The sequence below is a fragment of the Streptomyces sp. NP-1717 genome (genome assembly GCF_022695985.1).
In the GTDB taxonomy this organism is placed as follows: domain Bacteria; phylum Actinomycetota; class Actinomycetes; order Streptomycetales; family Streptomycetaceae; genus Streptomyces.
Genome location: NZ_JAAPBF010000057.1, coordinates 14564 through 35152, shown reverse-complemented (window position 1 = coordinate 35152; position 20589 = coordinate 14564). Strand labels below are relative to the sequence as shown.

At 69.9% G+C, this 20589-nt stretch carries 16 protein-coding genes and 1 pseudogene; 2 read left to right on the top strand and 15 right to left on the bottom strand.

What is annotated here, in order from left to right; translation table 11 throughout:
• Window positions 1-297 precede the first annotated feature (297 nt).
• Entirely contained in the window at window positions 298-1428 is a 1131-nt protein-coding gene (gene mnmA / locus GXP76_RS14935) for a tRNA 2-thiouridine(34) synthase MnmA (protein ID WP_242571989.1), read from the bottom strand.
• Window positions 1429-1488: 60 nt separating this feature from the next.
• Here mnmA and GXP76_RS14930 point away from each other — a divergent pair.
• A pseudogene (locus GXP76_RS14930) lies at window positions 1489-2236 on the top strand (N-acetylmuramoyl-L-alanine amidase).
• A gap of 490 nt (window positions 2237-2726) precedes the next feature.
• Here GXP76_RS14930 and GXP76_RS14925 read toward each other — a convergent pair.
• Window positions 2727-3890: a cysteine desulfurase family protein gene (locus GXP76_RS14925; RefSeq protein ID WP_242571988.1), complete on the bottom strand. Its 1164-nt coding sequence runs from the start codon at window positions 3888-3890 to the stop codon at window positions 2727-2729.
• Window positions 3891-4171: 281 nt separating this feature from the next.
• On the opposite strand from GXP76_RS14925, the gene GXP76_RS14920 reads away from it, so the two are divergent.
• Complete coding sequence (locus GXP76_RS14920; protein ID WP_242571987.1) at window positions 4172-5005, top strand: alpha/beta fold hydrolase; 834 nt, start codon at window positions 4172-4174, stop codon at window positions 5003-5005.
• Between the two features lie 35 nt (window positions 5006-5040).
• On the opposite strand, the gene GXP76_RS14915 is transcribed toward GXP76_RS14920, so the two are convergent.
• The 13 genes from GXP76_RS14915 to GXP76_RS14855 form a co-directional block, all read right to left on the bottom strand.
• On the bottom strand, window positions 5041-5907 hold the full coding sequence (locus GXP76_RS14915; RefSeq protein WP_242571986.1) for a thioesterase family protein: 867 nt from the start codon (window positions 5905-5907) through the stop codon (window positions 5041-5043).
• A 38-nt stretch (window positions 5908-5945) separates the two neighbouring features.
• The gene (locus GXP76_RS14910; protein WP_242571985.1) at window positions 5946-6620 is read right to left on the bottom strand and encodes a trimeric intracellular cation channel family protein; all 675 of its coding nucleotides are present in this window, start codon (window positions 6618-6620) and stop codon (window positions 5946-5948) included.
• A 128-nt stretch (window positions 6621-6748) separates the two neighbouring features.
• On the bottom strand, window positions 6749-7828 hold the full coding sequence (locus tag GXP76_RS14905) for an ABC transporter ATP-binding protein (RefSeq protein ID WP_242571984.1): 1080 nt from the start codon (window positions 7826-7828) through the stop codon (window positions 6749-6751).
• Window positions 7825-8886, bottom strand: coding sequence for an ABC transporter ATP-binding protein (locus GXP76_RS14900; protein WP_242571983.1), 1062 nt, complete (start codon window positions 8884-8886; stop codon window positions 7825-7827). Before GXP76_RS14900 ends, GXP76_RS14905 begins: the two co-directional genes overlap by 4 nt.
• Window positions 8887-8892: 6 nt before the next feature.
• On the bottom strand, window positions 8893-9846 hold the full coding sequence (locus GXP76_RS14895) for an ABC transporter permease (protein WP_242571991.1): 954 nt from the start codon (window positions 9844-9846) through the stop codon (window positions 8893-8895).
• Window positions 9847-9865: 19 nt separating this feature from the next.
• On the bottom strand, window positions 9866-10870 hold the full coding sequence (locus tag GXP76_RS14890) for an ABC transporter permease (protein WP_242571982.1): 1005 nt from the start codon (window positions 10868-10870) through the stop codon (window positions 9866-9868).
• A 179-nt stretch (window positions 10871-11049) separates the two neighbouring features.
• Window positions 11050-12720 carry an ABC transporter substrate-binding protein gene (locus tag GXP76_RS14885; protein WP_242571981.1) on the bottom strand — a complete coding sequence of 557 codons (1671 nt, stop codon included), beginning with the start codon at window positions 12718-12720 and terminating at the stop codon, window positions 11050-11052.
• Window positions 12721-13010: 290 nt separating this feature from the next.
• Window positions 13011-14234: an ABC transporter ATP-binding protein gene (locus GXP76_RS14880; protein WP_242571980.1), complete on the bottom strand. Its 1224-nt coding sequence runs from the start codon at window positions 14232-14234 to the stop codon at window positions 13011-13013.
• 35 nt (window positions 14235-14269) lie between these two features.
• The gene (locus GXP76_RS14875; protein ID WP_374361082.1) at window positions 14270-15394 is read right to left on the bottom strand and encodes an ABC transporter ATP-binding protein; all 1125 of its coding nucleotides are present in this window, start codon (window positions 15392-15394) and stop codon (window positions 14270-14272) included.
• Window positions 15391-16404 (bottom strand): ABC transporter permease, encoded by a 1014-nt coding sequence (locus tag GXP76_RS14870; RefSeq protein WP_242571979.1) that lies wholly within the window; start codon window positions 16402-16404, stop codon window positions 15391-15393. The genes GXP76_RS14875 and GXP76_RS14870 overlap by 4 nt, the downstream gene beginning before the upstream one ends.
• A 108-nt stretch (window positions 16405-16512) precedes the next feature.
• Window positions 16513-18267, bottom strand: a complete 1755-nt coding sequence (locus tag GXP76_RS14865; RefSeq protein ID WP_242571978.1) for an ABC transporter substrate-binding protein — start codon at window positions 18265-18267, stop codon at window positions 16513-16515.
• Between the two features lie 82 nt (window positions 18268-18349).
• Complete coding sequence (locus GXP76_RS14860) at window positions 18350-19348, bottom strand: ABC transporter permease (RefSeq protein WP_242571977.1); 999 nt, start codon at window positions 19346-19348, stop codon at window positions 18350-18352.
• A gap of 409 nt (window positions 19349-19757) precedes the next feature.
• Window positions 19758-20552 carry an enhanced serine sensitivity protein SseB C-terminal domain-containing protein gene (locus GXP76_RS14855; RefSeq protein ID WP_242571976.1) on the bottom strand — a complete coding sequence of 265 codons (795 nt, stop codon included), beginning with the start codon at window positions 20550-20552 and terminating at the stop codon, window positions 19758-19760.
• Between the last annotated feature and the right edge of the window lie 37 nt (window positions 20553-20589).

Here is a 20589-nt window from a genome sequence, read left to right as displayed (position 1 = left end):
CAGAACGGTGCGGCGGCGTGGGGCTGGGGCATGCGTCATGGCGTCGCACTTCCTTGGGGGGAGAGCAGAACGGGGGGCGGCTCGACGGAGCGGGTGCGGCTATGTATGCGCTGCCTGTATGCGCATACATGCACCCTGGAGCAGGCCCCCACGGGCCACAAGAGTCCGCTTGATTACGCTTGGGTAACGGGCGGGGCAGGCCGAAGCCTCCGCGCGGCGCGGTCAACTTCCCGAAGAAGGCGGCTTTTCAGGAGCCGACGGGCCGGGCCGGGCGGTCAGCCGGTGGGACGGGCCGGTTCAGCCGGCGAGGGCCCCCGTACGGCGCTCCGTCGTCGCGATCGTGGCCGAGCCGACCACGCGGGTGCCGTCGTACAGCACGATCGCCTGGCCCGGGGCCACGCCGCGTACGGGCTCCGCGAAGCCGACGTGCAGGGTGCCGTCGACCAGTTCGGCCGTGACCGGCGTCTCGTCGCCGTGGGCGCGCAGCTGCGCCGTGTAGGCGCCGGGGCCGGACGGGGCCGTGCCGCCGCACCAGCGGGGCCTGATGGCCGTCAGGGCGGCGACGTCGAGTGCGGCCGCCGGGCCGACCGTCACGGTGTTGTCGACGGGCGAGATGTCCAGCACGTAGCGCGGCTTGCCGTCCGGTGCCGGGTGGCCGATGCGCAGGCCCTTGCGCTGGCCGATGGTGAAGCCGTGCGCGCCGTCGTGGGTGCCGACCTTGGACCCCGACTCGTCCACGATGTCCCCCTCGGCCTTGCCCAGCCGGGCGGCGAGGAAGCCCTGGGTGTCGCCGTCGGCGATGAAGCAGATGTCATGGCTGTCGGGCTTCTTCGCGACGGCGAGGTCGCGGCGCTCGGCCTCCGCGCGGATCTCGTCCTTCGTGGTGAGGGTGTCCCCGAGCGGGAACAGGGCGTGCGCGAGCTGACGCTCGTCGAGCACGCCCAGTACGTACGACTGGTCCTTGGCCATGTCGCTCGCGCGGTGCAGCTCACGCGCCCCGTCGGGGCCGGTGACGATTGTCGCGTAATGGCCGGTGCAGACGGCGTCGAAGCCCAGCGCGACGGCCTTGTCGAGCAGCGCCGCGAACTTGATCTTCTCGTTGCAGCGCAGGCACGGGTTCGGGGTGCGGCCGGCCTCGTACTCGGCGATGAAGTCCTCGACGACATCCTCACGGAAGCGCTCGGCGAGGTCCCATACGTAGAAGGGGATGCCGATGACGTCGGCGGCCCGTCGCGCGTCGCGCGAGTCCTCGATGGTGCAGCAGCCCCGCGCGCCGGTACGGAAGGACTGCGGGTTCGCGGAGAGCGCGAGGTGGACGCCGGTGACGTCGTGGCCGGCTTCCACGGCGCGGGCGGCGGCGACGGCGGAGTCCACACCGCCGGACATGGCGGCGAGCACACGGAGGGGGCGCTGGGGTGTCTGAGTCATAGCCCCACAAGCGTAAGGGTGCCGGGGAACCAGAGTCGCGCGAGTATCCGTTGTCGGTCCATGGGCAAGAGGAAGCGGGGCGCCGCGAGCGGCGGCGCGAGCGGTGACACCCCCGGCGCGGAAGGCTCCGGCACGGGCGGGACACCGGTCGCGGAAGGATCGGGGATAGGGCGGCGCGCGCTGCTGATCGGCGGCGGTCGTGGCGGGTCAGGACCAGGCGACGCGGCTCTGGTACCGGGTGCCGGGGGTCGAGAAGCCGCGCAAGCCGGGTGAGCTGGATCACGCGGGCGCCGAGTGGGTCGCGGCGTCGTCGGCGAACTGGCGGCGGGCGGACCGGCCGGACGACTACACCGTGGACCGGGTGATCATCCATGTCGTGCAGGGCAGCTACAGCACGGCCCTCAAGGTCTTCAAGGACCCGGCGCACCAGGCGGCCACGCACTACGTGGTGCGCAAGGACGGGCACGTCGCGCAGATGATCCGTGAGCTGGACGTGGCGTACCAGGCGGGGAACCGCGCCTACAACGAACGCGGTGTCGGCATCGAGCACGAGGGGTTCGTGGACCGGCCGCAGGACTTCACGGACGCGATGTACCGCTCGTCGGCGCGGCTGACCGCCGGCATCTGTGAGAGGTACGCGATACCGGTCGACCGGAAGCACATCATCGGGCACGTGGAGGTGCCGGGGACGGACCACACGGATCCCGGGCCGCACTGGGACTGGGACCGCTACATGAAGCTGGTGCGGGCGGCACGGGCGGAACTGGGCACGGCGGAGGCGGCGCCGTCGGGGTCGGCGTCGGGGTGAGCCGCGGGGCCGTCCGCGGGCCGTTTCGGCCTCAATCGCCGGCCGGGCTTGATGGGTTGCTGTTGTCGGTCGTGGGCGGGGTGCGGGGCCTCCGGAGGGATATGTCCGGACGGCGTGATTTACGGCGCGTGCACCGCTCGTTGGACCCGCTGACCCTTCTTGTCCACGCGCCACAAATCAGCCTGAGTGTCCGAACACACCCCTCCTGCGCCCCCGCCCCCCTCACGCCGGTGGTCCCGACGGTCACCGATCGCCGTCCACCGGCCTGCGGGTTGGAAGGGGGACGCGCAGGGGTCGTGTCCGGACACTCAGGCTGATTTGTGGCGCGTGTGAATGCGGGTTCCCCTGAGTCCAACGAGCGGTGCACGCGCCGTAAATCACGCCGTCCGGGCATGACCCCGGAGCGGCACCCGGCCACCACCGCAACCACAACAAGCCCGGCCGGCGATTGAGGCCACAACGACCACCGACCCGCAGCCGCGGGCGGACGCTAGCTCAGGCCCGCCGTCCGCGCCCGCTCGACCGCAGGGCCGATCGCCGAGGCGACCGCCCGGACGTCGGCCTCCGTGGAGGTGTGGCCGAGGGAGAACCGGAGCGTGCCGCGCGCCAGTTCGGGGTCGGTGCCGGTCGCCAGCAGTACGTGGCTGGGCTGCGCGACCCCCGCCGTACAGGCCGATCCGGTCGAGCACTCGATGCCCTGCGCGTCCAGCAGCAGGAGCAGGGAGTCGCCCTCGCAGCCGGGGAAACTGAAGTGGGCGTTGGCGGGGAGGCGGTCGACGGGGTCGCCGCCGAGGATCGCGTCCGGCACGGCCTTCCGTACGGAGGCGATCAACTCGTCACGCAGGGCGCCGATGTCGCGGGTGAACTCGCCCCGCCGTTCGGCCGCGAGCCGCCCCGCGACGGCGAACGCCGCGACGGCGGGGACGTCGAGGGTGCCCGAGCGCACGTGGCGTTCCTGGCCGCCGCCGTGCAGGACGGGGACGGGGGTGTACTCACGTCCGAGGAGCAGCGCGCCGACGCCGTAGGGGCCGCCGATCTTGTGGCCGGTGACGGTCATCGCGGCGAGTCCGGACGCGGCGAAGTCGACCTCGGTCTGGCCGAACGCCTGGACGGCGTCCGAGTGCAGCGGGACGCCGAACTCGGCGGCCACCTCGGCGAGTTCGCGTACGGGGAGAATCGTGCCGATCTCGTTGTTCGCCCACATGACGGTGGCCAGCGCGACGTCGTCGGGGTCGCGTTCGATGGCTTGCCGCAACGTCTCCGGGGAGACCCTGCCGTAGCGGTCGACGGGCAGGTACTCGACGTTCGCGCCCTCGTGCTCGCCGAGCCAGTCGACGGCGTCGAGGACGGCGTGGTGCTCCACGGGGCTGGCGAGCACTCGGGTCCTGGCCGGGTCGGCGTCGCGGCGGGACCAGTAGAGGCCCTTCACCGCGAGGTTGTCGGCCTCCGTACCGCCGGAGGTGAAGACGACTTCGCTGGGCCGCGCGCCGAGGGATTCGGCGAGCTCCTCGCGCGCCTCCTCGACGGTACGCCGGGCCCGCCGCCCGGCGGCGTGCAACGAGGACGCGTTCCCGACGTCGGCGAACCGTGCGGTCATCGCCTCGATCGCCTCGGGAAGCATCGGAGTGGTCGCGGCGTGGTCGAGATAGGCCATGGTGCTGACGATTCTACGAGCCGTGCCCGGCGCGGATCGCCGTGGGCGGTGCCCGGTGCCCCCGCCCGGCCCCTGACGGGGCGGTACGGACGGTGGGACCACCAGGTGAACGAGGGCGGCGTGACCGGTCGCGGCAGGGGAGCCGAGACGTTCGTCACCACGGTGCCCGATCCGCGGTTCGGCACCCGTACGTCGACGCTCATGCCGCTCGGCCGGCGGATCGACGGGTCGCCCTGCCGCGCTCCGGCGGAGTGTCAGACCCGGGAATTAGCCTGGTGCGCATGGATGGATGGACGCTCGACCGTACGTTCAGCAGCTCCTCCGGCGAGGTCCGGTGGGCCGCCCTCGGCCCCGCCGGCGGGCCGCCCGTCGTGCTGCTGCACGGGACGCCGTTCTCGTCGTACGTGTGGCGGGGCGTCGCGCGGGCCCTCTCGGGGCGGCACCGGGTCCACGTGTGGGACATGCCCGGGTTCGGCGCGTCGGAGATGCGGCAGGGGCAGGACGTGTCGCTGGGCGCGCAGGCGCGGGTCTTCGGCGAACTGCTGGCGCACTGGGGGCTGGAGCGGCCCGCCGTCGTCGCGCACGACTTCGGGGGATGCGTCGCCCTGCGCGCGACGCTGCTGCACGGCGCGGCGTACGAACGGCTGGCGCTGGTGGATCCGGTGGCGCTCGCGCCGTGGGGCTCACCCACGTACCGGCTGCTGGGCGAACACGGCGATGTCTTCTCGCGGTTGCCGACCGCCCTGCACCGCGCGCTCCTGCGGGAGTACGTCGGCTCGGCCAGCCACCCCGGCCTGCGCGCCGACGTCCTGGACGCGCTGGTGGAGCCGTGGTGCACGGAGGCGGGGCAGGCCGCGTTCTATCGGCAGATCGCGCAGAACGACCAGCGTTTCACCGACGAGATCGAGGGCCGTTACGGCGAGCTGGACCTGCCGGTGCTGATCTGCTGGGGCGAGGATGACACCTGGATCCCGCGGGCGAAGGGCCGGCAGCTCGCCGGACTGGTCCCCGGTGCGCAGCTGCGTCTCGTCGCGGGCGCGGGCCATCTCGTCCAGGAGGACGCCCCCGCCGAACTCGCCCTGGCGCTGGGCGACTTCCTCCGCGCGGGTCCGTGACCGCGGCGGGGGCCGCGGGCGCGTGTGGCGCCCGGTTACCGCGCCCCGGGCACCTTGGGTGCCCTCGGCGCCCTGGCCAGCTGGCGGGACTGGGCGACCAGCCGGTCCGCGCTGTCCCAGACGTCGGCGTCCTCCTCCAGATAGCCGCCCGCCAGGTTCCGCGTGGTCACGAAGACCCGCAGCGGCCCGGGCGCCGGGCGGCACCGGATGTGCGTGGTGAGTTCGACCGTCGGGGTCCAGCCGGTGAGCCCGAGGTCGAAGGCGGTCGGCGGGAACGAGTCCACCGTCAGCAGCAGGGAGAGCGGGTCGGGCTCGCGCGGGTCGGCCAGCGAGAACCAGCCGCGCACCTCGCCCTTTCCCGACGGCTCACCGAACGCCCAGCCAGTGGTCTCGGGGGCCAGCTTGATCACCACGCGCCGGGTGAAGCCGGAGTCGGCGGGAAAGGCGGCGGGGCCGTCCGCCGTGCCCAGGCACTCCTCGGGCGGCGGCAGCGTGGGCGGCTTCACCGAGGTGCGGACGTCGTCGTCGAGGGAGTCCAGCGCCCCGTACGCCGCGAGGACCCGGACGCGTTCGACCTCCGTGCCGTCGGGCTCGTACTGGAAGAGCGACGCCTGGCCGGTGGCGAGGGTCCGGCCGCCGCGTACGGTTTCGGTGCGCACGACGGCCGGGCCGGGCCGCGACGGGGTCAGGTAGTGGGCGGTGACCGTGAAGGGGTCGGGGTGGGGCAGCGCGTCGCGCAGGGCGCGGGCCACGATCGCAAGCAGATAGCCGCCGTTGACGGCGGAGAGGATCGCCCAGCCCTCGGAGAGGTCCGCGTCGTAGACGCCCGGTTCCCGAAGGGTGACGGAGGTGTCGCGGTCGAACTCGTTGTCCGCGGTGGGTGCCTGCGCTGCCTGTGCCATGAGAGGCACGGTACAACAATGCATTACTGAGCGGTAGCTTATATGTTCGGGCCGGCCGGCTCCTCGGCCGCCGTCGAGCGGCGGTTGTAGGCGCGCGGCGCCCGCCAGTGGAAGCGCATCGCCAGCAGCCGCAGCACGAACGCGGTGACGACCGCGAGCACGGAGGTCAGCGCGTTCAGCGCGTCGAACCGGATGCAGACGACCACCATCGTGGCCCCGACGATCGCGGGGACGGCGTACAGGTCACGGTCCCAGCGCAGCAGCGAGGGCACCTCGTTGGCGAGCACGTCGCGCAGGACACCGCCGCCCGCCGCCGTGGCGAGCCCGAGCGCGGCGGACGCGGTGAGACCGAGCCCGTACTCGTGCGCCTTCACCGTGCCGGTGACACAGAACAGCCCGAGCCCCGCCGCGTCGAAGACGTTGACCGCGCCCTGGATGCGCTCGACGTGCGGGTGCAGGAAGAACACCAGGACGGTGGCCACCAGCGGCATCGTGAAGTACCCGAGGTCGGTGAAGGCGGCCGGCGGTACGGCTCCGATGACCAGGTCCCGGATCAGCCCGCCGCCCAGCCCGGTGACCTCGGCGAGCACCGCGATGCCGAAGACGTCGAAGTTCTTGCGGACGGCGAGCAGCGCGCCGGATATCGCGAAGACGAAGATCCCGGCGAGATCGAGCGAGTGCATGACGGAGGGGCTGAACAGTTCCTGGAACACCCGACAGTTCTACCTGGGGCGGGTGAACGCAGGACAGGCGCCCGCGGTCCGGACCGCGCGGACCGCGCGGCCGCGGCCGTCGGGGCTCCCGCCGAACCGCCCCGTGGCCGGTCCGGCGGGAGCCCGTCTCACACGGTCTCGGCCACCGGCTCCGTCCCGGCCCCGGTCCCCGTCTCCGTCACGGCCGCGATCCCGGTCGCCCGCGTCCGCTCCACCGTGCCCGCCTCGATCTCGGCCGCGAAGTGGCACGCCACCCGGTGGCCGTCTTCCAGAACCGTCAGCTCCGGCCGCTCCGTCGCGCACCGCGTCTCCTGCTTCCAGGGGCAGCGCGTGTGGAAGCGGCATCCGGCCGGCGGCGCCGCCGGGGAGGGGAGGTCGCCCCGGAGCAGGATCCGCTCGCGCCGGTCCTCCACCTCCGGGTCGGGCACCGGTACCGCCGACATCAGCGCCTTGGTGTACGGGTGCCTCGGCCCGGCGTACAGCGCGTCGCTCGGGGCCTCCTCGACGAGCGAGCCCAGATACATGACTCCGATGACGTCAGAGATGTGGCGGACCACGGCCAGGTCGTGGGCGATGACGAGATACGTCAGTCCCTTGGACTCCTGGAGTTCCTCGAGGAGGTTGATCACCTGCGCCTGGATGGAGACGTCGAGCGCGGAGACCGGCTCGTCGCAGATGATCACGTCCGGTTCCAGGACCAGCGCCCGCGCGATGCCGATGCGCTGGCGCTGGCCGCCGGAGAACTCGTGCGGGTAGCGGGAGAGCGCGTTGGCCGGCAGGCCGACCTCGGCGAGGATCTTCTTGATCCGCTCGCGGCGCTCGTCCTGGTCGGCGCCGATACCGTGCGCCGCCATGCCCTCGGAGAGGATCGACTCGATGTTCTGCCGGGGGTTGAGGCTGCCGAGCGGGTCCTGGAAGACCATCTGGAGGCGGTGCCGGTTCTTGCGCATCTCCTCCTCGGACAGCTTCGCCAGATCCGTGCCGTCGAAGACGACCTCGCCGTCGGTGATGTCGACGAGACGCAGGACGGCGCGGCCGAGGGTGGTCTTGCCGCAGCCCGACTCCCCCACCAGGCCGTACGTCTGGCCCGACTCGACCTTCAGCGAGACACCGTCGACGGCGTACACGTGGCCGACGGTGCGGTCGAAGAAGACGCCCTTCTTGACGGGGAAGTGGACCTTCACGCCGTCCAGTTCGAGCAGACTCATGAGGAGACCTCCGCCGTGGGTTCGGCCGGACCGGCCGGCTCGGCCGCGTCGGCCGCCTCGGCCCCGGCCGCCGGCAGGACCGGGTTGACGCAGCGCACCTGGTGGCCGGGCGCACGCGGTTCGGTGAGTTCCGGGGTGCCCGTCAGGCACTCCATCGTGTAGAAGTCGCACCGCGGCGCGAACGCGCAGCCGTCGGCCCACGCGATCTTGTCGTTGATCGAGCCGCGGATCGGCCTGAGCGGTTCGCCGCGCGGTGCGTCGAGGCGCGGGATGGAGCCGAGCAGGCCGTGCGCATACGGGTGGGTGGGGTGCGTGAACAGCTCGCGGCGGCCCGCCGTCTCCACCGCGCGTCCCGCGTAGAGCACGTTCACCTGGTCGCACAGTCCGGCGACGACACCCAGGTCATGGGTGATCATCAGGAGCGCCGTGCCCTCCTGGTCCACCAACTCCTTGAGGAGTTCGAGGATCTGGGCCTGGATGGTGACGTCGAGCGCCGTCGTCGGCTCGTCCGCGATCAGCAGACGCGGCGCGCACGCGACCGCCATGGCGATCAGCGCGCGCTGCCGCATACCGCCGGAGAGCTGGTGCGGGTACTCCTTGAGCCGCCTGTTCGGGTCCGGGATGCCGACCCGGTCGAGCAGTGAGGCGGCCTCCTTGCGGGCGGGCTCGCCCTTCAGCCCGCGGTGGCGGCTCAGGATCTCGGTGACCTGGATGCCGATGGGGACGACCGGGTTGAGCGAGGAGAGCGGATCCTGGAAGATCATCGCGAGCCGGCTGCCGCGCAGGTCGCGGACCTGCTTCTCGCTCATGGACAGCAGGTCCGCGCCGTCGTACTCGGCGCGCCCGCCGACGCTCACTCCCTTGCGCGGGAGCAGGCCCATCAGGGCGAGCGCGGTGACGGACTTGCCGCAGCCCGACTCGCCGACCAGGCCGACGACCTGGCCCTCGTCGACGTCGAAGGAGACGCCGTCGACGGCCCTGGTGTCGCGCCCCGCGCCGCGGCCCGTCGCGTGCCCGGCAAAGGTGACCGACAGTGCGTCAACTGAGAGAAGTGACATGGGACTTCAGCCTCGCAGCTTCGGATCGAGAGCTTCCCGCATCGCCTCACCGAGCAGCGTGAAGCCGAGAGCGGTGACGATGATCCCGACCGCCGGATAGACCGACATCATCGGCGCGTTGTCGAAGAAGCGCTGTGCCTGTGACAGCATCACGCCCCACTCCGGGATCGCCGGGTCCGGATTGCCGAGGCCCAGGTAGGACAGGGCGGCGGCCTCGATGATGGCGGTGGCGAGGCTGAGCGTCGCCTGGACGATCACCGGGCTGAGCGAGTTGGGCAGGATCTGGGTGAGGACGATACGGCGTTTGCGGATGCCCACGGCCTTGGCGGCCAGCACGTAGTCCGAACTGCCCTGCGCGAGCATGGAGCCGCGCAGCAGCCGTGCGAACACCGGCACTTGGACCACGCCCACCGCGATCATCACCGTGGTCAGCGACTGGCCGAGCACGGCGGCGACGGAGACCGCCAGCAGCAGCGAGGGCAGCGCCAGCATCATGTCGGTGAAGCGCATGATGACGGTGTCCACGCGCTTGCCCGCCTCGCCGCCGAGCGTGGCGGCCGCGCCCGACACGGCGCCGACGATCGCTCCGGCCACCAGGCCGATGAGCATCGACACGACGCCGACGAGCAGGGTCTGCCGGGCACCGACGAGCATCCGGGAGAACTCGTCGCGGCCCAGATGGTCCAGGCCGAACCAGTTCTCACCGCGCGGCCCCACGAAGCGTCCCTGGTTGGGGAAGACCTCGCCGCGCCAGTCCTGTGCGGTGGGGCTGTACGGGGCGAGCCACGGACCGACGACGGCGATCAGCACGAACAGGCCGATCACCACGCCGCCGATGATCGCGGTCTTGCTGGTGCGCAGCCGACGGAAGGCCTCGCGCCACAGTCCGGCGCCCGAGGTGCTCTCGGTCCGCTCGGTGAGCTGCGCGAGCCGGTCGATCTTGTCGGCCTTCTTCGTCATGTTCGGTATGGCGTTCACGTCAGTGCACCCGCACTCTCGGGTCGATGAGGCTGTACGCCACGTCGACCAGCAGATTGATCAGGACGTACACCAGCGCGATGAAGAGGATGAAGCCGACGAGCACGGGATAGTCGCGGGCGTCGATCGACGTGCGGATGAAGGACCCGATCCCGCCGAAGCTGAAGACCGACTCGGTGAGCACCGCGCCGGACAGCAGGCTGCCGGTCAGCAGGCCGATGGCGGTGATCACCGGCAGCAGCGCGTTCCGCAGGACGTGGCGGCCGCGTACGACGCGCTTGTCCAGGCCCTTGGACTCGGCCGTGCGTACATAGTCCTCGCCCAGCACTTCGAGCACGCTGGCCCTGGTCATCCGCACGATGACGGCGAGCGGGATGGAGGCGAGCGCGACCGCCGGGAGTACGAGATGCGTGATCGCGTCCCACGACGCGTCGAACTCGCCCGTCAGCACGCCGTCGAGGACGGCGAATCCGGTGATCTTCGTCGCGTCGATGCCGGTCGACAGCCGGCCGTAGCTCGGGAAGAGCCCGAGGTTGACGGCGAAGAAGCCCTTGAGGAGCAGCGCCAGGAAGAAGACCGGGACGCAGATGCCGAGCAGCGAGCCCGAGACCGCGGTCACATCCAGCCAGCTGCCGCGGCGCCGCGCGGCGAAGTAGCCGAGCGGGACGCCGACCACCACCGCGATGAGTATCGCGGCGACGCTGAGTTCGACGGTCGCCGGGAAGCGCAGGGTGAATTCCTCCCACACCGGCTGGCCGGTCTGTGTGGAGGTGCCGAGGTCCAGTTCGAAGATCCGTTTGATGAACCGCCAGTACTGGACCCATACCGGCTCGTCGAGTCCCAGGGCCCGGTTGATCCGGGCCACTTCGGCATCGGTCGCCCGCTCGCCCAGGATCGCCGAAGCGGGTCCTCCGGGCAGCCGGTTCAGCCACAGGAAGAGCAGAACCGACAGACCGAGCAGGGTGGGTATCAGCTGTAGCAGTCGTCGTGCGACGAGTCGCAGCACCCCGCGTGCCCCTTTCTCATTGCGTACTCCTGGCGTCGTTCGGTGTTTCTCCGGGCCGTCCGTGCGTGGGACGGACCCGGGTCCGTCCCTGTGCGGGACGGACCGTCAGCGAGACGGGTCCGCCCGGCCGCGGTCGGGACGTGCTCCGCGACCGGGCGGACCCGGCGTGCGCGCTGTCCTTACTTGAAGGACACCTCGGCGAAGTTCTCCTGCGTCAGCGGGGAGACCTTCGGCGGGTTGACGTTCGCGGCGAACGCGATCGCCGGCGGCGAGGAGGAGATCGGCACACCCGGCAGGTACGCCATGATCGTCTCGTTGGCCTTCTTGTACAGGTCCGTCCGCTTGGCCGGGTCGGTCTCGATCGACGCGGCCTTCAGCGCGTCGAAGACACCCTTGTCCTTGAAGCCCCACTGCTTGTCGTACTCGGCGAACCAGGTGCCGATGAAGTTGTAGCCGTCGTTGAAGTCACCGGTCCAGCCGAGCATGTGCAGCGCGCAGCTGCCCGCCTCGGTGGCGTCCAGGTAGTCCGGGGCCCACTTCATGGGCTTGGGCGTGACGGTGATCCCGGCCTTCTCCAGGTCGGCCTTCATCAGCTCGAACATGTCCTGCGGAGCGGGCATGTACGGGCGGGTGACCTCGGTCGGGTAGCAGAACTCGACCTTCAGGGCGCTTTCGCCGGCGTCCTTGAGCAGCGACTTCGCCTTGGCGGTGTCGAAGGGGTACGTCTTCACGGCGTCCGAGTAGCCGGCGACCGTGTCGGGCATGAACTGCGTCGCGGCCACACCGCCCTCGGGCAGCTGGGTCTTGACCAGGTTGTCGCGGTCGATGGCGTGCGCGATGGCCTGCCGGACCTCGGGCTTCTTCAGAGCCGCGTTCTTCCCCTGGCTCATGCCGACGTAGAAGATGTTGAAGACGTCACGCGTGGGGACCTGGAACTTGCCGCTCTCCAGCGTCTTCACATCGGCGGGCGCGACCAGGTCGTAGCCGTCGATGTCACCGGCCTGGAGGGCCTGACGGCGGCCGTCCTCGGTGTCGATGGTGCGGAAGACCAGGTTCTTGATCTTGGCCTTGGCGCCCCAGTAGTCGTCGAAACGCTCCAGCGAGACTTCCTTGTTGCCCTTGTTCCACTCGCTGATCTTGTACGGCCCGGTGCCCGCGACCGTACCGGCCACCTGGCTGTACTTGGGGTACGTGATCGCGTCGCCCTTGGCGGTGGCTTCCTGCTTCGCGTACTCCTTCAGGGCCTTCGGCGAGTGGATCGCCAGCGCCTGGAGGGAGAAGCCGCCCGGAAGGTTCGCGGAGGGCTCGTTGACCTCGATGACGGCGGTGCTGTCGTCCTTCGCGGTGCAGGACTTGTAGTTCGCCTTCGGGGTCTCGGGGTCCTCGTTCTTGGCGAAGCCGCCCATGATGGTCTGCCAGTAGTAGGAGACCGCGCTGGACTGGTAGGTGCCCGTCCAGTTGAACCAGTAGTCGTAATTCGCGCAGACGGCGGCGGCGTTGAACTTCTCGCCGTCGTGGAAGGTCACGTCCTTGCGGAGGTTGAACGTCCAGACCGTACCGGCCTCGTTGCTCGACCACTTCTCGGCGAGGCCGGGGGACAGTTCGCTGCCGCCCGACTCGTGCTCCAGCAGCGCCTCGAAGGCCTGCCGGGTGACCCGGAAGGTCTCACCGTCGCTCGCGAGCGCCGGGTCGAGCGAGCCCGGGTCACCGGGGCCGCCGAAGACGAAGGTGTCCTTCGCGCCGCCCGAGTCACCTTCCCCGTCGCGCTCGCTGGAGCAGCCGGTGGCGATCAGCGAGACGGCAACTGCCGTCACGATCGCTCCAGCGGCTCGGGACTTGAATATTCGCATGGTCCACCCCAGGGGTCCGACGAGACGAGGGCTCGGTCTTGACGGCCGAACATTACAGTCAAGAAAGTGCCAAATGAACAGATCGCAATGCGGAGTTGCAGACCTGAGATCCGGACACTCGACAAATAGCCCGACTCCGGGACATCTCACCCCCACCGATGAAGCCGTACCAGGTGAGCCGCAGTTGGGCGGGCGAACCGGGTGAACCTCTCGTACGACGCAGAAGCCCCCAGTCCGCATGGTGGACCGTGCGGAGCGGGGGGCGTGCGTCCGTACCCGGCGCGGACGGACTAATCCCTGGTGAGCCCCTTGGGCGACTCGGAGCTCTCGCCGGAAGCCTCCGCGGAGGTGCTCTCGGCGGTCTTCTCCGGGGCCCCCGGCGCGGGAGCACCGGAGGGCTCGGCGGCCGCCGCGCCGGAAGCCACCGCCTCACCCACGAGCGCGATCGCCTCGCGCGCCGAGGCGAGCACCGTCGTGTCGTCCGGGATCTGGTCCTGAGCGTTCTCCGGGTGGTGGCAGGCGGCCTCGTGTCCCGGCTCCAGCTGGATCAGCGGCGGCTCGACCGTCCGGCACACCTCCGTCGCCTTCCAGCAACGGGTGTGGAACCGGCAGCCGGTGGGCGGCGAGATGGGCGACGGCACGTCGCCCTTGAGCAGGATCCGCTCGCTCTTGACCCCGCGCCGCCTCGGGTCGGGCACCGGCACCGCGGACAGCAGCGCCTTCGTGTACGGGTGCATCGGCCGCTCGTACAGCGAGGTGCGGTCCGACAGTTCGACGATCTTGCCGAGGTACATCACGGCGATCCGGTCCGAGACATGGCGGATGACCGAGAGGTCGTGCGCGATGATCACGTACGTGAGCCCCAGCTCGTCCTGGAGGTCGTCCAGCAGGTTCACCACCTGCGCCTGGATCGACACGTCCAGCGCCGAGACCGGCTCGTCGGCGACGACCAGCTTCGGGCTGAGCGCCAGGGCCCGCGCGATACCGATGCGCTGGCGCTGGCCGCCGGAGAACTCGTGCGGATAGCGGTTGTAGTGCTCGGGACTCAGGCCCACCAGGCCCAGCAGACGCTGGACCTCCTTCTTGACCCCGCCCTCGGGCTCCACCTTCTGGAGCTTGAAGGGCGCGCCGACGATCGTGCCGATCGTGTGGCGCGGGTTCAGCGACGAGTACGGGTCCTGGAAGATCATCTGCACGTCGCGGCGGAGCGGACGCATCCTTCCCGCCGACATGTGCGTGATGTCGTGCCCCTGGAACTCGATGCGCCCGCCGGTCGGTTCGTCCAGCCGCGTGATCAGCCGGCCCATGGTCGACTTGCCGCAGCCGGACTCACCGACGATGCCGAGCGTCTCACCGGGGTGGACGTCGAAGGACAGCCCGTCGACCGCCTTGACGGCGCCGACCTGGCGCTGCAACAGCCCCTTCTTGACGGGGAAGTGCTTGACCAGCCCCTCGACCCTCAGCAGGGGCTCACCCGCCCCGCCCTTTACCGCTTCTACCGGCCTGTCCGCCACAGCGGGATCCTTTGCGTTGCTCACGGCGTCGGCGCTCACAGCTTCGGCGCAATCTCTTCGGTCCAGATCTTGGTCCGCTCCTCCTGCGTCATATGACAGGCGGAGTGGTGCCCGGCGGCGACCTGCTTCAGCTCGGGGCGCTCCGTGCGCGTGATGCCGCCCTTGGGCACATCCGCGTACGGACAGCGCGGGTTGAAGGCGCAGCCCCGCGGCACGTTGATGAGCGACGGCGGCTGGCCCTTGACGGGGATGAGCCGGTCGGTCTGCTCACGGTCGATCCGGGGCATCGAGCCGAGCAGGCCCCAGGTGTAGGGGTGCTGCGGCTCGTAGAACACCTTCTCGGCCGGTCCGCGCTCGACGCACCGGCCGCCGTACATCACCAGCAGGTCGTCGGCCATCTCGGCGACGACCCCGAGGTCATGGGTGATCATGATGACGGCGGAGCCGAACTCCTTCTGCAGATCCCTGATGAGGTCGAGGATCTGCGCCTGGACGGTCACGTCCAGGGCGGTCGTCGGCTCGTCGGCGATGAGCAGTTCGGGGTTGTTGACCAGGGCCATCGCGATCATCGCGCGCTGGCGCATACCGCCGGAGAACTCGTGCGGATAGCTGTCCACACGCTTGTGCGGCTCGGGGATGCCGACCCGGTCGAGCATCTCGACCGCCCGCGCGCGGGCGGCCTTCTTGGTGACCTTGTGGTGGACGCGGTACGCCTCCACGATCTGCGCGCCGATGCGGTAGTACGGGTGCATGGCGGACAGCGGGTCCTGGAAGATCATGGCCATCTTCCGGCCGCGCAGCCGCCGTACGTGGTCGGGGTCGGCCCCGACCAGTTCCTCGCCGTCCAGCCGGACCTCGCCGGATATCGCGGCGTTGGCGGAGCGGTGCAGGCCCATCACGCCGAGCGAGGTGACCGACTTGCCGGAGCCCGACTCACCGACGATGCCGAGGGTCTTGCCGGCGTGGACGTCGAAGCTGACGCCGTCGACCGACTTCACCAGACCGTCGTCGGTGCTGAAGTGGATACGGAGGTCGCGTACGGAGAGGAAGGGCTCGCCCGTGCCGCCGGACCCGGGGGCCCCGGAGACCACCGGCTCGCCCGGAGCGGACGCGGGGCCCGGAACCCGTACGGCGGACTGCTCCTTGGAAACCTCGCTCACGAGTACCTCACCCTGGGGTCGATGGCGGCGTACACCAGGTCCACCAGCAGATTGCAGAAGACGATGAAGAATGCGGCGAACAGGGTCACGCCCATCACGATCGGCAGGTCGGCCTCTTTCACCGACTGGATCGCGTACGCGCCCATGCCCTGGAAGGAGAAGACCTGTTCGGTGATGACGGCGCCGCCGAGCAGCAGGCCGAAGTCCATACCGAAGATCGTGACGATGGGCGTCAGCGCGGAGCGCAGTCCGTGTTTGGCGACGACGGTGCTCTCCCGCAGGCCCTTGGCCCGCGCCGTACGGATGTAGTCCTCCCCCATCACTTCCAGCATGCCGGCCCGGGTGAGCCTGGCGTACAGGGCGGAGTAGAGGAAGGCGAGGCTGCACCAGGGAATGATCAGGTTCCACGCCCACTGAGCCGGATTGTCCGTGAACGGGACGTAGTTGACGCCGTCCGACCACAGGGGCCACTGCACGGTGAACACGGCGAGTCCGAGCATGCCGGTGAAGAAGATCGGCAGGGAGACGCCGGCCAGGGCCAGCGTCATGGCGAGGCGGTCGAAGACCGAGCCCCGCCTGAGCGCCGAGAGGACGCCGATGGCGACACCGGAGAGCAGCCAGATCACCGCGGCACCGATGGCCAGGGAGAACGTGACCGGCACCCGGTCCATCAGCTCGGGCCACACCTCGACGTGCGTCTTGAAGGAGTAGCCGAAGCAGGGCGCGTTGCACATCGTCGGGTCCGGGCCGAAGTTGTACTCGGCGCCGACGAAGATGCCCTTGATGAAGTCGTAGTACTGCGTGTAGAGGGGCTGGTCGAGTCCCAGGTTCGCCTTGACGGCGGCGACCGATTCGGGGTTGGCGTCCTTACCGACGTACTGGACTGCCAGCTGGTCGATCGTCTGCCCACCGAGCCGTGGAACGAGGAAGAAGATCGCGAAGGTGACTGCGCTGACCACCAGCAACAGCATTACCGCGGCGATCACGCGTCGGATGATGTACGCAGTCACAGCCGGTCGGCGCCGGGTCCGCCGGCCGGGGGTGACCCGGCCGGCGGACCCGATGCCTTCACCTGCCTTTCAGGCGTTTCGGGGGGTTGGGAAGGCTCTGCCGCTGAATCAGGTGGTGGAGCCGATCAGCAGGTAGTCGTACATGCCGAGGTACGCCTGGGTCACGGTGACGTTGGTCGCCGAGTCCGGGCGGTACAGCAGGTTCTTGCGGTAGATCAGCGGCACGGCCGAGGCGTTCTCCAGGACGAGCTTGTCGACCTCGCCCCACGCCTTGGTGCGGGCGGCGTCGTCGGTCTGCGCGATTCCGTCCGACAGCGCCTTGTTGATCTTCGGGTCGTCCAGCTCCATCAGGTTGTTGCCGCCCGAGGGCTTGATGGCGGAGCCGTTGACGATCTGGTCGAGGAAGCCGAAGCCGGTCGGCCAGTCGGCGCCCCACGCCATCATCATCATGCCGAGGTCGTGTTCCTTGACGTAGCTCGGAACACCGGCGAAGTTGCTGAAGTACTTGCCCGCCGGGTACTGCTTGATCTCGGCCTGGATGCCGACCTTCTTCAGCGAGGCCTGGATGGCGGTCGCCATCTGCACCTCGTCGGGGCGGTCGGAGCGGGCCGTCAGGTTGGTCTTGAACCCGTCCGGCTGACCGCAGTCCGCGAGCGCCGCCTTGGCCTTCGCCTCGTCGCCCTTGTTGCCCTCGGTCTGGTACAGGTCGAACTTCTGGTAGCCGTTGACCGTCGGCGGGAGCAGCGTGCTCGCCACGTCACCCTTGGTCGGGCCGCCGAGCGCGGCCTGGACGGACGCCTTGTCGATCGCGTAGTGCACGGCCTTGCGGCAGTCCGCGTTGTCGAAGGGCTTCACCTTCGTCGACAGCGCGAGGTACGAGGTGGCGCCGGCGTAGGAGTTGTCGGTCTTCGCCAGCTCGGCCTTCTTGGTGAGGACCTTGGGCTGGGTCTTCGTCTGGAGACCGGTACCCGCGGCGTCCACCGTGAGGTTGTCGCTCATCAGGTGCTGGTCGACCGTGGTCGGGTTGACCTTGAACTTGATGGTGATCTTGTCGGCGAGCGCCGGGCGGATCGGGTCGGTGGCCTTGTCCCAGTGCGGGTTGCGCACGAGGGTCGCGCTGCGGCCCTCGTTGTACGACTCGAACTTGTACGGACCCGACGACGAGATCTGCTTGACGTACTCGGCGCCCTTGTCCTTCGCCTGCGGCACGGGGGCCGTCTGGGAGAAGGTCGCCAGGTAGTCGAAGTCGGCGAACGGCTTGTTGAGCTTGAAGACGATCGTCTGGTCGTCCGGGGTCTCGATGGACTTCAGGCCCTCGGCGGACTTGTCCTTGTACGGGCCCTTGTACTTCTCGCCGCCCTCGAGATACGACTTGAAGTAGGTGGGGCCGTTGGACAGTGCCTCGGGTGCGAAGTTGCTGCGCTCGATGGCGTACTTGACGTCCTTGGACGTGACCGGGCTGCCGTCGTCGAACTTGACGCCCTTGCGGAGCTTGTACGTCCACGTCTTGGCGTCCGCGCTCGCCTCGCCCAGCGACTCGGCGAGGTCGGGGACGACCTCCAGGCCCTCCTTGCCGGCGGCCGGCTTGAAGGACGTGAGCGAACGGCCGTACAGCCGGGAGAAGTTCTGCACCCAGCCGTAGTAGGTGTTGCCCGGGTCGAGGGAGTCCGGCACGTCCGAGTGCTCGTAGGTGACGGTGCCCCCCTTCTTGTCGGACTTGTTGACGACCGAGGTCAGACCGGCGTCCTTGCCGGCGCCGCCCTTGCTGTCGTTGTCCTTGCTGTCCGAGCCGCCGCACGCCGACGCGCCGAGCGCCAGCACGATGGCTGTCGCCAGGACAGCTGTCGCTTTCTTGGTCTTCATCCTGAGGAAAGCCCCTCTATCAATGGAGTACGGCACGGAGCTGAAGGTCGGCCGCTGTGGATGGTGCCGGTGGAACCGGGGGTCACTTGCCGCGCGGATCGAGTGCGTCACGCAGCCCGTCGCCCAGCAGGTTGAACGCGAGCACGGTGATGAAGATCGCCATGCCCGGCACGAACATGTAGTGCAGATCGACCTCGTAGAGGTCCACCGCGGTGGTGAGCATGCCGCCCCAGGAGGCCTGCGGCGGGGCGATGCCCACTCCGAGGAAGCTCAGACCCGCCTCGAAGAGGATGTTGGTGGGGATCAGGAGCGTCGAGTAGACGAGGATCGGCGCGACGAGGTTCGGCAGCAGTTCCCGGAAGAGGATGAACGGCCCTCTGGCGCCCAGGCTCCGGGACGCGTCGACGAACTCGCGGCGCCGCAGGCTCATGGTCTGCGCGCGCACGATCCGGCCCATGTAGGGCCAGTTGAAGAAGCCGATCACGAAGATCAGCACACCGATCCGCAGTGGCAGTCCGCTGAGCCCGAAGGCGCCGTCCTGGAGGGCGGCCGAGATCGAGATCGCGAAGAGCAGCAGCGGGAAGGCGAGGAAGGTGTCCATCAGGCGGCTGACGACGGCGTCGACCCAGCCTCCGTAGTAGCCGGCGACGACGCCGAGGAGGGTGCCGATGGCCACGGAGAGCAGGGTGGCTCCGGCGGCGACGAGGAGCGAGACCCAGGAGCCCTCGATGATGCGGGCGAGGAGGTCACGGCCGAGACCGGGCTCCACGCCGAGCGGGTGGTCCCAGCTCGTGCCGCCCCAGGCGCCCTTGGGGGCGAGGAGCGACGGGTCCACCAGGTCCTGGTTGAGCGCGTTGGGGTCGAGACCGAAGACGGCCTGGATGGGCTTGGCCAGTACCGCGAGGAGGATCAGGAGGATGACAACGATGCCTCCGGCCACGGCGGCCTTGTCGCGCTTGAAGCGCGTCCACGCTATTCGCCCGAGCGAACGACCCTCGATCTGGCTCTGACTTGCGCCCGTGAGCACTGCCTCCGGCTGCACTTCGGCAGCCGACTTGGTGGTCTCGATCGGTGCGGTCACAACGTCTTCGACCCCTCCTGGCCGGCCTCGCCGGCCCCGTACCCGCCGTTGTAACGGCCTGTCTCGCATCAGTTGGCGCACGCGTCGGCGCTGATGCCGCGGAAGATCCCGCCAAGGGGCTTCCCGTGGAGCGGTGCTGGGCTGCTCGCACAGAGGACCGACGGGTCCCCGCTGCCGGGGAGTCTTCATGGCGGCGGTGATCACCCGCCATAGGGCAAAGGGAATGTTTGCCCAAACGTGATGGACTCAGGGACCTACCGTTATCCGGACGTTGTGATCGTCTGAGCGGGGCGGAGAGCCGGTTCTCGCTCCGTTCCGGCAGGGCGCGCGGAGTCCGGAGGACGTACGGCGGCGAGGCACCCGTACCGGCCGGTTCGGGCCCGGTACCGGTCGGTACGCCTGCGGCGGGTCAGTAGGCGCGCGGCGCGGCGGGCGGATAGCCGTAACCGGAAGCGGCCTGCGGCGTCCCGTGGGCCTCCCGGTCGTAGAACGGCCGCGAGTTGGCCCGCAGCCACATCGTGACCGGGTCGTACTCGTCGGACATCGCGACGGTGGACACCGGCAGTCCTTCGGGGACCGCGCCGATGGACTGCTGCATCATCGCGCGTACGGCGTCGACGGAGGCCGGGCTCGTGTCGTACAGATCCAGACCGATGGTGAGGTACGGCGCGCCGAGCGCGGGGTGGACCCACGCGCGGCGCAACGACCGTACGGCGGGGGTGCGGTGGGCGTTCTGCGTGAGCAGCGCGTAGAACTGTGGGATCTCCACGGCCGGTTCGGACAGCCGCAGCGGTCCCGCCGGCATGCGGTCGAGACCCGTGGCGATCCGGCGCAGGTCGAGCCAGGGGATGCCGACGCCGCCGCCCGGCGCGTGCGGGTTCAGCCAGATCCCCCAGCGCTCGGGGTAGAGGGCGCGGGCGATGTCGCGGCCGGTGACGACCTCGTGCGCGCGGTTCCAGCCACTGACGGAGAGCTCCTGGGCGGAGGTGACGCAGGGCGCGTAGCCGAGGCCGTCGACCTCCATGTTCCCGTACTGCGCGTCGGGCGAACCCGCGCGGCCGTGCCAGAGCAGCATCCACACCTGGCCGGCGGTGCTGTCGGCGAGCGCCTGGAGCAGCGCCTCGTAGGCGTCGTAGCGTCCTGGCGTCACCTGGCGCAGCATGTGCTCGACCTGCCCCGTCGCCGCGGTGCCTGACGCGCTCACTCTTGGTCCCGCCCCTCGTCGATCCACCATCCGGACC